At 33.9% G+C, this 16,487-nt stretch carries 14 protein-coding genes; 4 read left to right on the plus strand and 10 right to left on the minus strand.

The window, feature by feature from the left end; genetic code table 11:
* Positions 1–168: 168 nt before the first annotated feature.
* From AC1RPG_RS00765 to AC1RPG_RS00780, 4 genes are all read right to left on the minus strand, one after another.
* Positions 169–2,052: an ABC transporter ATP-binding protein gene (locus tag AC1RPG_RS00765; RefSeq protein WP_481760971.1), complete on the minus strand. Its 1,884-nt coding sequence runs from the start codon at positions 2,050–2,052 to the stop codon at positions 169–171.
* Complete coding sequence (locus AC1RPG_RS00770) at positions 2,052–3,791, minus strand: ABC transporter ATP-binding protein (RefSeq protein ID WP_481760972.1); 1,740 nt, start codon at positions 3,789–3,791, stop codon at positions 2,052–2,054. The genes AC1RPG_RS00765 and AC1RPG_RS00770 overlap by 1 nt, the downstream gene beginning before the upstream one ends.
* Before the next feature lie 6 nt (positions 3,792–3,797).
* The gene (locus tag AC1RPG_RS00775) at positions 3,798–4,478 is read right to left on the minus strand and encodes a TetR/AcrR family transcriptional regulator (RefSeq protein WP_481760973.1); all 681 of its coding nucleotides are present in this window, start codon (positions 4,476–4,478) and stop codon (positions 3,798–3,800) included.
* An 88-nt stretch (positions 4,479–4,566) separates the two neighbouring features.
* On the minus strand, positions 4,567–6,534 hold the full coding sequence (locus AC1RPG_RS00780; RefSeq protein ID WP_481761143.1) for an ABC transporter ATP-binding protein/permease: 1,968 nt from the start codon (positions 6,532–6,534) through the stop codon (positions 4,567–4,569).
* Positions 6,535–6,795: 261 nt separating this feature from the next.
* Between AC1RPG_RS00780 and AC1RPG_RS00785 the strand changes: the two genes are divergently transcribed.
* A complete protein-coding gene (locus AC1RPG_RS00785) occupies positions 6,796–7,683 on the plus strand; it encodes a phosphate ABC transporter substrate-binding protein PstS family protein (protein ID WP_481760974.1) in 888 nt (295 codons plus the stop codon).
* A gap of 78 nt (positions 7,684–7,761) precedes the next feature.
* Here the strand turns inward: AC1RPG_RS00785 and AC1RPG_RS00790 are convergent, their stop codons facing one another.
* From AC1RPG_RS00790 to AC1RPG_RS00810, 5 genes are all read right to left on the minus strand, one after another.
* Positions 7,762–8,643 (minus strand): ROK family protein, encoded by an 882-nt coding sequence (locus tag AC1RPG_RS00790; RefSeq protein ID WP_481760975.1) that lies wholly within the window; start codon positions 8,641–8,643, stop codon positions 7,762–7,764.
* Between the two features lie 110 nt (positions 8,644–8,753).
* Positions 8,754–9,086 (minus strand): PTS lactose/cellobiose transporter subunit IIA, encoded by a 333-nt coding sequence (locus AC1RPG_RS00795; RefSeq protein WP_481762169.1) that lies wholly within the window; start codon positions 9,084–9,086, stop codon positions 8,754–8,756.
* 21 nt (positions 9,087–9,107) lie between these two features.
* A complete protein-coding gene (locus AC1RPG_RS00800; protein ID WP_481760977.1) occupies positions 9,108–9,428 on the minus strand; it encodes a PTS sugar transporter subunit IIB in 321 nt (106 codons plus the stop codon).
* Between the two features lie 15 nt (positions 9,429–9,443).
* A complete protein-coding gene (locus AC1RPG_RS00805) occupies positions 9,444–10,892 on the minus strand; it encodes a PTS sugar transporter subunit IIC (RefSeq protein WP_481760978.1) in 1,449 nt (482 codons plus the stop codon).
* On the minus strand, positions 10,892–12,274 hold the full coding sequence (locus tag AC1RPG_RS00810) for a glycoside hydrolase family 1 protein (RefSeq protein ID WP_481760979.1): 1,383 nt from the start codon (positions 12,272–12,274) through the stop codon (positions 10,892–10,894). Before AC1RPG_RS00810 ends, AC1RPG_RS00805 begins: the two co-directional genes overlap by 1 nt.
* Positions 12,275–12,636: 362 nt before the next feature.
* Between AC1RPG_RS00810 and AC1RPG_RS00815 the strand changes: the two genes are divergently transcribed.
* Entirely contained in the window at positions 12,637–13,347 is a 711-nt protein-coding gene (locus tag AC1RPG_RS00815; RefSeq protein ID WP_481760980.1) for a GntR family transcriptional regulator, read from the plus strand.
* Positions 13,348–13,514: 167 nt separating this feature from the next.
* Here the strand turns inward: AC1RPG_RS00815 and AC1RPG_RS00820 are convergent, their stop codons facing one another.
* The gene (locus AC1RPG_RS00820) at positions 13,515–14,933 is read right to left on the minus strand and encodes a C69 family dipeptidase (RefSeq protein ID WP_481760981.1); all 1,419 of its coding nucleotides are present in this window, start codon (positions 14,931–14,933) and stop codon (positions 13,515–13,517) included.
* Positions 14,934–15,095: 162 nt separating this feature from the next.
* On the opposite strand from AC1RPG_RS00820, the gene AC1RPG_RS00825 reads away from it, so the two are divergent.
* Together AC1RPG_RS00825 and AC1RPG_RS00830 are read left to right on the plus strand one after the other, a co-directional pair.
* Positions 15,096–15,617: a DUF1836 domain-containing protein gene (locus AC1RPG_RS00825; RefSeq protein WP_481760982.1), complete on the plus strand. Its 522-nt coding sequence runs from the start codon at positions 15,096–15,098 to the stop codon at positions 15,615–15,617.
* Complete coding sequence (locus AC1RPG_RS00830) at positions 15,618–16,475, plus strand: DegV family protein (RefSeq protein WP_481760983.1); 858 nt, start codon at positions 15,618–15,620, stop codon at positions 16,473–16,475.
* Positions 16,476–16,487 lie beyond the last annotated feature (12 nt).

Below are 16,487 nucleotides of genomic sequence, written 5' to 3' on the forward strand. Positions count from 1 at the left end.
ATTTTCTAAATAATCATCTACTGTTTTAGAGTCTTTTTTATTATACGCTAAATTATCAACGTCGTAAGAAGAAGATTAAAAGCCGGTAAGAATGCCCAAGTATTTTAAAAACGAAAAAATAATGAACACAAATTTAACTAAGGTCAAATTCAGCTCATTATTTTTAATTTAAATAGTACCGTTTGCAAATTGGCTATTATATAAATCAGCATAAAACCCGTTTTTAGCAATCAAAGCATCATGATTTCCAGTTTCAATAATTGAGCCATTATCCATTACAATAATATTATCCGCATCACGAATCGTTGATAGACGATGCGCCACAACGAAACTTGTTCGGCTATCTAATAAGGTATCCATCGCTTTTTGAATCAAAACTTCAGTTCGTGTATCAACTGAACTCGTTGCTTCATCTAAAATTAAAATTTCTGGGTCAGCCAAAAATGCACGAGCAATCGTTAACAATTGACGTTGTCCTTGTGAAATATTTGAAGCGTCTTCATTCAGAACAGTTTGATAACCATCTGGTAATTGACGAACAAATGTATCAACATGAGCGGCTTTTGCTGCAGCATAAACCTCTTCATCCGTTGCATTTTCACGACCATATTGAATATTTTCCATAATAGTACCTGTAAATAACCAAGTATCTTGAAGCACCATCGAGATTGACTTACGTAAATCTTCTCGTTTCAAATTCTTAGTATCGACACCATTTAGTCGGATTGATCCCGCTGAGACATCATAAAAGCGTTCAATTAAGTTAATAATCGTTGTCTTTCCAGCACCTGTAGGTCCAACAATTGCTACCTTTTGTCCTTCGTTAACATCCAAATTATAATCTGTCATCAAAAGCTTCTTATCTGAGTAACCAAATTGAACATGATCAAAGGAAATTTTATTACCATTATCAGCAATTGGTAAGTCATCGTTACTTTCATCTTTCAATTCTTCTTCATCTAAGATTTCAAAAATTCGTTCTGCAGAAGCTACAGTTGCTTGAATCGTATTAGATAAGTTGGCAATTTGAGTGATTGGTTGTGAGAATTGGTTCACATATTGTAAAAAGGCTTGGACGTTACCTAAAGTAATTGTTCCTTGTGAAACCTTAATTCCACCAACAATTGCCACAAAGACATAGCCAATATTTTTAATAAAGTTCATTGCTGGCATAATTAATCCAGAAATAAATTGTGCTTTCCATGAACTTTTATAATAATCATTATTCTGTTTTTCAAAAATATCAATATTTTTTTCTTCTTTATTAAAAGTCTTAACAACCGTATGACCCGCATACGTTTCTTCCACTTGATTGTTCAAAAGTCCTAAACTCTTTTGTTGTCCAGCAAAGAACTTTTGCGAACGAGGCGCAATTAATGAGACAACAACCAAACTCAAAGGAACAATAATCAAAGCAATTAACGTTAATTGCCAACTAATTGAAAACATCATATAGAGAACACTGACAAAGGTCACAACACTTGTTACTAACTGTGTAAAACTTTGTTGTAACGTTCCAGAAATGTTATCCACATCATTTACAGCACGAGACATAATATCACCATTTGGATGTGTATCGTAGTAAGAAACAGGCACGCGTTCCATTTTAGCCTTAATATCTTTACGAAGTGCGTACACCGTTTTTTGAGAAATATTAGTCATGATTAATTGCTGCACAAAACTGAAAAGTGCAGACGCAATATACATAATACCAACTGTAAGTAAGATATTCTTAATTGCATCAAAATTAATTGGCAACGAGGTTACTTTCTGCCCCTGTTTCATTTGAGTGAATCCTTTAGTTACCCCAGAGAAAATCTCGGTTGTTGCGCGTCCTAAAATTTTAGGAGAAACCGCCTGGAAAATTACAGATATAATGGCTAGCACTAATACTATCCCTATTGAAATTAACCATGGTGACATGTATTTCGCTAAACGCCCAATTGTTTTCCAAAAGTTCTTAGGCTTTTCAACTGGTCGTCCAATATTGCCATGTCCACCTCGACCGCCCCGCATAGGTTGCGTTGCTTGTTTTGACTTATTATCTGCCATTACTCTGCATCCCCCTCTCTGATTTGTGACTGCATAATTTCTTGATAGGTTTCATTCGTGGCTTTCAATTCTTCATGAGTCCCTTTACCAACGATTTTTCCACCATCGATAACTAAGATTAAATCGGCACTTGTCACACTAGAAATCCGTTGTGCCACAATTACGACAACACTATCTTTGATGCTTTCATCCGTTTTAAGTGAGCCACGTAATTTAGCATCTGTTTTAAAATCAAGCGCTGAGAATGAATCATCAAACAAGTAAACAGAAGCTTTTTTAACTAATGCTCTTGCAATTGCAAGTCGTTGCTTTTGGCCACCAGAGAAGTTATCTCCACCTTGTTCAACTATGCCGTCTAAGCCATCCGCTGATTCTTCAACAAACGATTTAGCTTGTGCTATTTCTAGCGCATGCCACAACTCATCATCTGTTGCCGTTTCATTTCCAAACTGTAGATTACTTCGGATTGTTCCTCTAAAAAGAACTGTCTTTTGTTGAACAAGAGAAATTTGGTCGTGTAAGCTTACTTGGGTTAACTCATAAATTGATTTACCATCAATTTTAATATCGCCCGACTCAACATCAAACAATCGTGGAATTAAATTAATTAACGTTGACTTACCAGATCCAGTACCACCAATAATCGCAATCGTTTGACCCGCCTTTGCTTCAAAGTTAATATCTGTTAGGGCTTCTTTTTCAGCACCCGTATACCGGAAATTAACTTTATCAAATGACAATTGACTTGCTCCTACTTTACTACGATCAACTGTAATTGCATCAGGTTGGTCTTTTATCGAATTCTTCGTATCTAAAACTTCGTTGATACGTGCTGCAGCAGCTTGCGCACGAGGTAACATGACAAATACCATCGATAACATCATAAAACTTGATAAAATTTGCATTGCATACGTCATAAACGCAACTAGATTACCCACTTGCATCGACATATCTCCAATTAAATGACCACCATACCAGATAATTGCGATATTGGTTGCACTAAGAACTAAAGTCATCATGGGGAACATTAGCGCCGTAATTGAAAATACTTTACGGGCATTATCTGTATATTCTTTATTCACACGATCAAAACGATTTTGTTCATATTTATCTTGGTTAAATGCGCGAATAACACGAACACCTGTTAAACCTTCACGAAAGACAAGATTAATATGATCAATTCTTTTTTGTAACGTTTTGAACAGCGGCACTGCAAAATACATAACTGAAGCAATTAATATAATTAAAATTGGAACAGCTACTAAAAAAATCACGGTTAATTCTTTTTGTTTGTTATAAGCTAAAATACTAGCACCAATCAACATAATAGGCGCTTGGATCATCATTCTTAACATCATAACGGTAACGTTTTGAATTTGTAGAACATCAGTTGATGTTCTTGTAATTAAACTTGAATTTCCAATTTGATCAAATTCATGACTTGAAAAATTAAGTACTTTTTTGTAAATATGACTTCTTAATCTAAGTCCTAATTTTTGCGCTAAGCGTGAAGCGATAAAGACATTACCAACTGCCGCAACAATACCAATAGCTGCTACGCCTAACATGACATAACCCACCTGCCAGATATACGCAACATCGCCTTGTGAGACACCTTTATTAATCATGTCTGATGTTAATGTTGGTAAATATAAATCGCAGATAACTTGGACAATCATAAATATAAATGCACCAAACATTGCCCAAACGCTAACGCGATTTTTCATTACTTTTATCATTTATTTTTATTCCTTCCTTTTTGAAACACCAATAGCTACCCAGTTAGCCATTGTTTCATATTCTTTTTGTAACTCTTCAACAGGTATTTCAATACCTTCTCTTTGTTTTGAAAAATAATCATTAATAGTTTTCATAAATGGACTCATTAAAGAAAACATAAGTAAACTAATTTCTTCATCTGAGGAAATGGTTAGTAAAGACCGATCAATTTCACTCATAATATCAAAATCTGCTTTTAAATTTTGATGAAATGGTCCACCAAAATGTGGCTGTTTCCCACTATGATGCGGGTGGTGAGGATGATGTGGCTGCATCCGACTACTCATTTTAAAGTCCATTCGGACAAAGGCGTTTTTAAAAAATGCAGCATCTTCTCCGGACACTGTATTCGCAATCGTTTCTGAAAAAAAGGTCTTCATAGTCGTCACGACATCACCTTGATTTCGTTTTAATAATTCACCAAATCTTTTAGTTTGATTCTGTCGAATAGTATCAAAATAATAAAAGTATAAATCTTCTTTATTTTCGAAATATTGGTAAAAACTCCCTCGCGGAATATCTGCAATTTTTATGATATTACTAATTGATGCTTCAAACAGGGGTACTCTTGAGAACTCTTCTTTAGCAGCATCCAATATCCGTTGTTGCTTATCTTCATCTAAATTAAAATACGTTTTTTTAGGCATATTTTCTCCTTTATACAAAAAATGACAAGCTGTCATGTGACAACTTGTCATGTTACTAGTCTTTATTTAAAAATGCAACTTTATTTACTTATTCTTTTCTTAAAGATTCAACTGGATCAAGTTTTGATGCTCTGTTTGCTGGTAAGAAACTAGCAACCATACTAATCAAGACACTGATTAAAATACCAGAGAATACATAACTAGCTGTAACTTTAACAATCGTAACATCGAATGTTGCAACTGAGAATGCATTTAACCCAAAGGCTAAAATATACGTTACGCCAACACCAATTAAGCCAGATGCTAATCCAATTAGGAACGCTTCGGAAACAAATATACGGCGAATATCCTTACGACGTGCTCCTAAAGCTTTCATAACACCGATTTCTTTTGTTCTTTCAACAACAGATATATTTAGAACCACTAATATCATAATTGCAGAAACGAGCAATGATATCGCAGCTACGGCCGTTAAAACGTCTGTCAAAATATCTAACATTTGAGTAAACATTTCTGACATTTTTTCTTGAATTGAACCTGTGTAACCCAATGATTTAACTTTAGCTTTTATACCTGCCGTATTAGCCTTATCGTTTGTATGAAGATAAACAACATTTGGTTTAATTGTTTCATTATTATCTTCAACTAATTGTTGTAAGTCAGCGTAATTCAAGTAAACTAAACTGCTTGAACTGCTACTTCCAGATGCTTCATAAATTCCGGCAACTTTGAACGTTTTCTTAATCGTTTTTTCGTTATAAACAATCGCAATTTTAACTTGTTTACCAACAATGTTCTTGCCTAATGAATCTGCAGTTGTTTTATCTAATAAAATGCCATCCTTACCTGGTTTAGTACCCTTGGTAATGTTTGATTTTGTAATACCTGAGTTCATTGTACCCAACTGCATCAAACTAGCTTTTTTATCCTTATATGAAACTGTATTTGTACCTAGTGAAATTGCTGTATAACCCTTTTGTAGCTCATTCACATGTTTAATATTTGTTAACTTATTAATATCTTTTTTAGAAAATGATCCTGTCTGACCAGTAATTGCAGCCATTTGACTTTGTTGTTCTTTAGCTTGCGCTGCTTGGGCTTGAGAACCAGCAGCTGGTGTTGCTGTTTTAGAACTACTACTTGAAGAACTTGTTTTTGCCTTCATATGAACTTCAGTCACATTGGGATTCACGTAGCTAGTCATCGTATCCTTTATATAACTTGTTACCCCTTTTCCAAGCGATAACATTAAAACAACAGACATAATCCCAATACTTGAGCCAATAGCAACAAGTAAATTACGAGAAAATTTAGCTTTCATATTAAGTGCAGCTAATCGAATTGCAGACCATAGACTTAAATTCTTAGGCGTTTCGCCTTTAAATTCATCTTCATTAGTATGCAACTCTAATTGTTCTTGTTCGGAATCAGAAATAATTGCACCATTATCAATTCGTACAACACGACTTGAATATGCCGCAACGCGATCTGAATGAGTAACCATTAAAACTAATTTACCACGCTTTGCGATATCTTTGATAATTTCTAAGACAGCATCAGTTGTCTCTGAATCCAAAGCACCTGTTGGTTCATCAGCAATAATGACATCAGGATCATTCATTAAGGCACGTGCAATAGCAACACGTTGTTTTTGCCCACCAGATATTTGATCTGGCTTCTTTGTCATATGATCTTGTAACCCAACGTCTGTTAATAATTTTTTAGCACGTTTGACACGTACTGATTTATCAACATTTGAAAGCGTCATTGCCATAGCAACGTTATCAATCAAACTTAAATGAGGAATTAAATTAAAATTTTGAAAAATGAATCCAATACTCTTCTTATGAAAGTTAACAAGTTCTTTTTCAGAAAAATCACCAATATTTTCACCATTATACGTAATTTCGCCATCAAAATTTGAATCCAATCCACCTATTAAGTTCATTAATGTTGATTTACCACTTCCGGATTCACCAACTATTGAAACTAATTCTCCTTTGTCAAAAGAAGCATTAATGTCTTTTAAAGCCTTGAATGTCGTACCACCAGCCATATTATACGTTTTTGAAACGTTTTTTATTTCTAGAATCAATTTGTCTCCCCCTATTTCCGTTTTTATGACAGACTGTCATAATGAGCTGGTTTTTATTATAGATAATCACACTCACAAAAGCAAAGTATTTCGCTCCACCTTTACCCATTCTTTACAATTTCAGGTGTAAATCATTACACGATTCATACAGAACCATAACATTTAACTGATATTATGAAGTTGTTCTTAAATACGAATACAAAATAAAAGGGGAAGTTAATTATGAGAAAGAAAACAGCAATTATTTCGATAGCAGCAATGGGTCTTTTATTGTTGGCAGGATGTGGTAAATCATCATCTTCTTCAGATGATTCATCAAAAATTACAGGTAAAATTACTATTGTTGGATCAACTGCTTTACAACCTTTAGTTGAACAAGCAGCTGAAACCTATCAAGCAGATAATTCAGGTTTAACAATTGGCGTGCAAGGTGGTGGCTCAGGTACTGGTTTAAGCCAAGTTTCTACAGGTGCTGTTACCGTTGGTAATTCTGACATTTTTGCAGAACAAAAAGACGGCGTAGATGCTAAAAAGATTGTTGATCACAAAGTTGCCGTTGTTGGTATTGCACCTGTTGTCAACAAAGATACAAAAGTAACTAACCTCTCAAAAGCACAACTTGCTAACATTTTCTTAGGTAAGACAACAAACTGGAAAGAACTTGGCGGAGCAGACCAAGCGATTGTTGTCATTAATCGTGCTTCTGGTTCGGGTACACGTACCGTATTTGATAGTAGTATCCTTCCAAATAAAACAGCTAAACAAACACAAGAACAAGATTCAAACGGTACAGTTCAAAAAATGGTATCTTCAACACCAGGTGCCATCAGCTACTTAGCATTCTCGTACTTAAAAGATAACATCCAAGCATTATCTATTGATAACGTTAAACCAACATCAAAAAATGTTGAAACAAACAATTGGAAAATTTGGTCATACGAACATATGTATACTAAAGGTTCTCCTAACTACGCAACAGCTAAATTTATTGGTTATATTCAATCAGACAAAATTCAAAACGGCTTAATCAAGAAATTAGGTTATATCTCAATTTCAGATATGAAAGTTGAAAAAGACGCTAAGGGTACTATTGAAGAAATTAATAAATAGCTGTAAAAAATAGAACATTCAATACAAAAAGCTCATAATTATTAGATCTAAATCTAATAATTATGAGCTTTTTTATATTTAAATAGTGTTAAAGGTTATGAAATTTGTTTTATATTGGTATATTGCGCCAATCATATTAGCATCTCCATAAAAATAACATGTTTTTAAATTATACTTAAGGCCATCCGCACGTTTGGCAATGATTAATTGATTAATATATTTATTTAGTGTTTTAATCAAACCAGGTCTTTCAGATATAGCGCCTCCAATTAAAACAAGGTCAGGATCATACGATACAAGTAGATTAAACACTCCTACGGCTAAATGTTTATAAAAATCATCTACAATTTGGCATGCCTTATCATCACCAGAGTCAGATAAATCAAATAATTGTTTTCCGTTAATTTCACGATTATTTTCTGAAGAATACTGTTTGGCAAGATTTACTGGACTAACCAACTCACTGAAAGTACGATCATCATTTACATCTAAAATCATGTACCCAAATTCGCCACCAAATAGATTACTTCCGGCCTTTAATTTTTTATTCATTATTACAGAACCACCAACTCCAGATCCAATGATAATAGAAACAAAATCATCTACATCTTTAGCGTTTCCAATCCAATTCTCAGCTAATGCTGCACAATTAGCATCGTTTTGTATAGAAACTGGTACGCCTAAATATTGTTCCAACTCATCCCTAATCGGAAAATTGTGTATATAAGGGATGGCGCTAATCCCATGAATAATTCCATTTACCGTATCAACTGATCCTGGAGAACTAATGGCTATACCTTCAGCGTTCTGACAACTATTATATAAATTTTTAATTAAAGTTTTCATATCTTTCCACGTCTCAGGGGTCTCCCTCTTACCACGTGAAATGAACTGATTTTCTTTCCATTCTCCATACTTTACGGTTGTCCCACCAATATCAATTGCTAATATAGTTCCCATTGTTCTCCTTTTCAGTCATTCGACTAATATTTTTAGTATCTGATAATTATAATTTTTAATAAACGTATTAAATTAAAGAAGTTCTCATAGCACGTCTATAATGCGTCATTTTATACGGCGTTTTTTTTAATTGATTTATACATAGTTATAATTTCTTTAGCTAAATCAATATAACAGATACTCGTCATTAGCCAATCTTGCGAATGTATCAAATACAAATTAAGTTTCGTTTTTTCACCATTGGCCTCTTTTGTTAACAAAGTAGTTTGGATATTGTGCACCTTAGTTAACGCCTCTTGTGCTTGGTTCATAAAATCATCAGATTTAGAAAAATCAGACTGCTCAGCCATGCGGATTGCTTGAGCGGCAAATCCCTTCGCATTCCCCGATTCCATAATAATTCCCATTATTACAGTCATATCTTTATCATTCATATTTTTCATCCCCATTTCACTAAATTTATTTTATTCCGCAATTAAATTTACTGCTGTTTGTAATACTTTTTCACCGTTCATCATCCCATAATCTAGCATATCAATGACGTCCATAGGAATTCCAGCAGCATCAGTTTTACTTTTAATTTCTTCCTTCATATAACTGACCTGTGGCCCTAATAACAATACATCCGGATGAACACTTTCAATTTGATGGTCTACATCTGATGTTGATGTTGCAAATATTTCATAATCTTTTTTCTGCTTAGAAGCTGCCGCCTGCATTTTTGATACTAGTAGAGATGTAGACATACCAGCTGAACAAGCTAACATAATAATTTTTTTCTCCATGATTTTTTATTCCTTTCACTCTGCTTTATTATTTAATTCTTGCTCTTGTTCTTGATTACATAAATATTGATCATATTTTTTAGCGAATGGATAGTATCCGACAGCTGATATTACTAACGTTACCGCTTGCCATAAGGCCATCTTCCAACCTCCAATTAAAAATCCTGAAATAACTGCTGGCGTTGTCCAAGGTGCCGCAACACCATTTAAAGGTGGTACAATTCCGAAATAAATTACCCCATAAGTAGAGATTGCTACAATAACTGGTACCATGAAAAATGGTATAGCTAAAAATGGATTCATAACTAAAGGTAATCCGAAAAGAAAAGGCTCATTAATATTAAAAATAGCTGGAATAAGCTCAATTTTACCGATTGTTTTAAGCTGAACAGATTTAGCTGCAACTAGTGTGAAAATAACTAGTCCGATGGTTATTCCAGATCCCGTCAAGTTAATAAAATTATTATAAAATTCATTAGTAACAATATGTGCCCCGTTACCTAACGATAATTTACCAGCTTGATATAAAGCAGCGTTTCCAGAAGTATTAGGAATTAAGAAGGCTCCTGCAATTCCACCGACAATCAGTCCTCCGTGAACACCAAAGAACCAAAAGAATGATACTAAGAAGGCAATCAATATAGCCCCAATTAATGAATCTGATAGTCCTTGCATAGGTGCTGCTAACATCTTATAAATGAGATTTAACATATCTGTATTTAACACTGTCTTAATTAAAGCAAAGATTAACATAGTAACAGTTAATATAACACCAGATGGAATCATGGCAGTAAATTGATTAGCAACACTAGTTGGCACTTGTTCTGGGAGTGTTATTTTCCAACCAGCTTTAATCATTTTTGTATATGCCCAACCTACCAAAATACCTACAATAATTGCAGCCACCATTCCTTGACCGCTCAACCAACTAATGTTAATTACACCATTAACTGGCGACTGCATGAATGATTGAAGCGAATGAGGTAATTTGTCTATATTTTCTGTTATTGCAGAACCACTTAGGACCTCTTTACCAGCACTGTTAACAATACCTGCTCCATTTTTACCCATTACTCCGGCTAAAGGTGCGGCCACTTGGAGCATCTGTAACATCAAGAAAGATGATAATGCTGTCAATGCAGCGGGTAATGCCTCATATCCCTCATTACGAACATATACGTACGCGATACCAACTACCGCCCAGATAGATAAAATACCAAATGTTGTTGTATATGCTTGTGTGAAAAATGCTGACCAACCTGAATCTTTAAGCGCATCTGCAACACTTGGCACCGGGAAATTGGACAAAATTAAAAATATGGATCCTATAATAATAAAAGGTAATGCGTATACCATTCCATCTTGCAGAGCCCTTATAGGTTTTGTATTCACAAATTTCATAATTATAGGTAATAACTTATTCGTAATGAACGTGTTTGCTTTATTTTCAGTTTTATTTTCCATTATATTTTTTCTCCATTCTCTTCTAAGATATCCTTAAACCAATAATATGATTTTTTTGGAACTCTCTTCATATCTTTCAAATCATGATTTGTTCTATCAACAAAAACTGCACCATATCTTTTCTCCATGTCACCATGTGAACTAGGAATATCAATTAATCCCCAACCCAGATAGCCCACAACTTGAGCACCATCAATAAACATTGCATCCTTCATAGCCTTAATATGACTTTTATGATATTCAATTCGAGCATCATCTTGGATTATATTTGTGCTGTCCCTGTGCTCCTTGATGCCAATTCCATTTTCAATTGGAAATACAGGTAATCTATAACGATTATGCAAATCTGTAATTACATTTCGGAATCCTAAGGGATCAATATTCCATGACCACTCACTACTAGATAAATAAGTATTTTCTTCTACACTATAATTCATATATCTATTTGGTGCCTCGTCACTTGGAATTTTATCAGCATCCATGACCATTGTGCGATAGTAACTAAAGGAAATGAAATCAGATTTAATTTTATTTAAATATTGCTTATCTCTATCTTTAAAATCCATTTGAATATTATTCACTTCTATATATTTAAGTACTTCAGGAGAATATGATTGTCCGACAAATAACGAATTTAGATTTTCATAAATAAATTCATTTTGTTTTCTTACTGCAAAAGAATCTTTTGGATTAGTCGTTGCTGGATAAACTGGTGTATATGCCAACATACCTCCAATCTTAAGTTCTTTATATTGTTCATGAATATATTGTGCAATTTGTGCGTGAGCTATCATCGTATGATGGAATATGGTATACATATCGTCAATTGTTTTTTCCGTCTTGGTATATCCAGAAATATGAAATGTTTCATCAGTGAAGTATAGATTATGTTCATTAAATGTAATCCAATATTTAACTCTGTCTGAAAAATGATCAATAACGACTTTCCCAAACCTAACAAAAGCATCAACAGTTTTACGAGATAGAAATCCACTTTGCTTTTGGGCCAACGCTAACGGCATGTCAAAGTGATAGAGACAAACCATTGGCTCAATACCACGCTTAATCATCCCATCAATTAATCGGTCATAATACTCAAAACCTTTCTCGTTGATAGTTCCATCACCATCAGGTACTATTCGAGTCCACGATATCTGAATGCGATACATATTCATATTCATATCTGCAATTAAATCCAAATCTTCTTCATATCTGTTAAACTCATCAATCGCATCGTGCCAATCGGATACACCTTTATCTGAGTCACGGATATCATAAACTGATAGCCCTTTACCATCTGCCTGCCATGCTCCTTCTGTCTGCATACTTGATACAGAATTACCCCAATAAAAACCTTTAGGCATCTTATTTTCATTTATCATATATCAATCAACCCTTCTTCTAATAAATTATTTTTTAACTAAGAAATCGCTTTCATTTACTATTATATATCTTTTGTATAATAAAACAATACTTTTGTTATACAAAAGATATATGTTTTATTAAACTCTGGCTATCACTTATATAGAAAAGAGGGTAGTTGAGTGTTATAATTCGGTATTAACCGATTAATTAGTCATACTAAATATCGGTACAATATTCTCTAATTCTAAAATAGTTACATCATACCTATTTTTTTTGAGATCTAATTTTTAATAAGCAGAGTAATATACTTTTTAAAATCGCACCTAAAGTTTAAATAATACTAAATTTGACATTAAAATCTATGGGGGAACAGGGATTTATGAAAAAATATGAGTTAGTTAAAAATATAATTCGGGAACGAATACTTTCTAATATATATCCAAAAGGTAGCATTTTACCTGATCAAAAAGTATTATCTGCTAGCTTCGATGTCAGTTCAATAACCTTAAAGAAGGCGTTAGATGACTTAGCACGAGAAGGATTTATATTAAAAAAATCTGGTTTTGGAACAGTTGTTATAGGTCCCTCGACTCTTATCAATAGCGTTGATGCACCGGCAGATAATTTTGATGGATTAAGTAAACAAGAAGGACGGGACAGAATAACAAGTCACGTCATTAAGTTTGAAGTTGTATTCCCTCAAAAAGAGGTTCAAACTCATTTAAATATTAGTGCAGAAGAGCCAACATACCATATTATTAGACTCCGACTTTTAGATGGAAATCCTTTCATCTTGGAAGATACGTACATGCCTGTTAAATTAGTTCCAGGTTTATCAAAATCCGTACTGGAAACTTCCATATATAGTTATATTAAAAATACGTTAGGGTTAAATATGTCAGGTATGTCTAGAAAAATACAAGCCAGACAAGCCACTGAATTAGATATCAATTATTTAAACGTTGTTGAACAAACGCCAATATTAGAAGTAGAACAAATTGTTTGGCTTGTGAATGGTCACGCCATCGAGTACTCAAAATCAAGAAATGAATTTAATAAACGCTCTTATTTTGTTTTTGAATCAAATTAAACTGGCACACTTATGAACTAACTTACATTAAAAATAATTATCTGTACTTAATATATGTGGGTACGCAAAAAGGCATAATTCCAAAGTTATATTGGAATTACGCCTTTTTGCGTACAAAGTATTTAAATATTATTTTTATAAATTAGCATCCATGTTAAATATTATTTTTATAAATTAGCATCCATGTTAAATGTTAATTTAGATAATGTTAATCCTTCAGTAATGAATTGACCAATCATGTTCATCGTTCTTTCACGCATATCAGCAACAATTGCGTAATTTTGTTGTGTGAGGTAGTTTGTTAATTCATCCCCACTCATATCTGTAGATGCTGCATCAATATCAGCAACCATCGTCTTCAACTGTTGACGACATGCCTTTAAGTAATCAACATTTTCTTGAATAAAATGAGAATAATGTGATTCTGTTAACATCGAAACCGTACGATACATCCAATAAGCACTATTCATATCTAGTGTTAACGGTGTTTCGCTGTAACTTGGGTCTGTGTCTGTTGCATTCGTGTAGAATGGCACAAATGGTGCAAATGCTGGAACACCTAAACAGATCCACATTAATGCAGAATGTGCATCATCAACATTATTTCTCAATTGAAGAACGTGTGCATTTTGTGTTCTATTCATTGAAATAGGACGGAATCGTAAACGATCTTCATCAGCACCATGACCAAATGGATCATATTGTGTTTCATTGTAATGTGAACCTAAAATAGCAGTCACATCTTCAACACTGATTTTTTTATTTGCGTAACAAATGAATGGTAATTCACTTGAAGTTGGTTCTTGCTTAATTTCTGGATTCAAACAACGTTGACCATACCAGACACGAGGTGTGTTGTAATGACGATCTTTTTCTGTGTCTGTTCCAAAAATATGACGGAAGTTCCAGCCTGTTTTATCAGGGTTTAAATGATGCTCTTCTACATATTCACGGATACCGTCTGACCACATAAAGTTATCTGTATTATCAAAATCAATTTCTTGAATAGCAACTTGATTAGCTGCAACAGCATAAGCATCATCTGGAATACGTTGTGCAATCCAGTGATGTCCGGTAACAATTTCCATGTACCAAACATCATTTTTATCACTAAATAAGACACCATTTCCTTCAGGTGAACCGTATTTTGTAATTAAAGCCCCTAAATATTCAACACCATGTTTTGCTGATTTAATATAAGGTGCAACCATTGTTTGTAATGAATCTTCTGCTAAACCATTTTTAATTAAAGGATCGTATGCTAAAACACGTTCATTCGCATAGACACTTTCTGTTGCGCTCATTGCAACATTTTTTTCATTAATACTACTTTCATCAAAGACACCTTTGCTGGATACCTCAACATTAGGTGTTGCTGTCCAGCGATACCCATTTTCTGGTAATGGTGCAGTAAACCCATTTTTATTCGAAGTTAACGTTTCATGACGTCCGGTTACTGCAGGGTACATCAAGAATCGTTGTGGTGTAATAGGCAAAAACGTATCATCATTTCTAGCAATCATCGTTGAGCCATCAATTGTGGCCTTCTTACCAACTAAAATTGTTGTACATGCTTGTTCCATCATAAATAATTCACTCCTTCTCATTATTAAATACCCTTATAGTGTACAACTTTTATCTTCATATAAACATGCTATTTTTATATACTTTAAGAAACAGTTAAATCTAGTTTACAACTCTAGATGTAAATGCTAATATAAAGATATTACGTTAAGGGGGGTTATCATTTGAGCCAAAAAGTTCCATCATCTTTTTTAAATTGGCTAGATAGCTTAAAGAAAATTACATTACCTGATTGGCAAGATTTCCCGGAATTAGACCTTTATATGGATCAATCCGTGAAACTTGTTAATCAATACTTAGAGCCATTACACTTAATGCCTGTAACACCTACAATGGTCAATAATTACGTAAAAAAAGAAGTTATGTTTAAACCCATCAAAAAAAGATATCGCAAGGAACATTTAGCAGCAATCATTGTTATTACTGTTTTAAAATCTGCTTTTCCGTTAGATGTTATCAAGAATGGTATCGACCAAATTTTAGTCGATAACTCATCTGAAGATGCTTACATGAACTTCGCTTTAATTTTTAACGAACAACTTAAATCTTTAACCTTTGATACCAACTTAAAGCCCGTCACGACTGAAACAACAATCATTGAATTAGAACAACGAACGGCTGCAAGTGCCGTGATTAATCATATTATCAGTGAAAAATTAGTTATATTAATGAAGGAGGCCAATTAAATGATGAGTAAAGAAAAAATAGCAGTATTAGTAGATTCAGGTTCGGATATTCCTAAAGAATTTATGGAACAGGAACATATTTATATGGTCCCTATTTTAATTACATTCAGTGATGCAACTTACTTAGATCGTATCTCTATCTCACCTGCGGAAGTTTATGAACGTATGGAGACTGAGATTCCAACAACCGCAACGCCTTCAGGTGGCTCAATTAACGACGTTTTTGACCAAATTAAAGCCGATGGCTATACACATGTTATTGCAACAACGATCTCAAGCGGTTTGTCTGGTACTTATAATTCAATTAAAACATTCGCCAAATTATCATCATTAACTGTTGAAGTCATCGATACAAAAAATGTTGGTATTGGTGGTGGATTAGCTGGTATTTTAGCATCAAACTTAATTAAAGAAGGCAATTATTTTGACGAAATTGTCACAAAGGTTCAACTAGCGGTTGATAGAAGTAGTGTCTTTTTCTATTTACCAACCCTACACTATCTTCAAGTTGGTGGCCGTATTGGACGTGTCTCTGGTCTTATGGGGAATCTCTTAAACATCAAACCAATTATTTCATGTGATGAAAATGGTATTTATTATCCTATTGCAAAAGCTCGAGGCGAAAAAGCTGCACTAAAAAAATTATTATCACTCGTTGATGATAAGATTGGCGATTCTCTTCATTTCGATATAGCCGTTGCATATGGTAATAATGAGCCTTTAGCAGCAAGTATCTTCGAAACCTTAAAAACTAAGTATCCAAATGCTGAACATTTTTACTTTGGCGATGCATCACCTGCTCTTGGTGTTCATGCTGGCCCTGGTGTTATCGGTATTGGTGTTGAAATTTTAGACTAAAAATAAAGAAGC

It is taken from the genome of Dellaglioa sp. CoH-57-MRSF-18 (assembly GCF_056781995.1).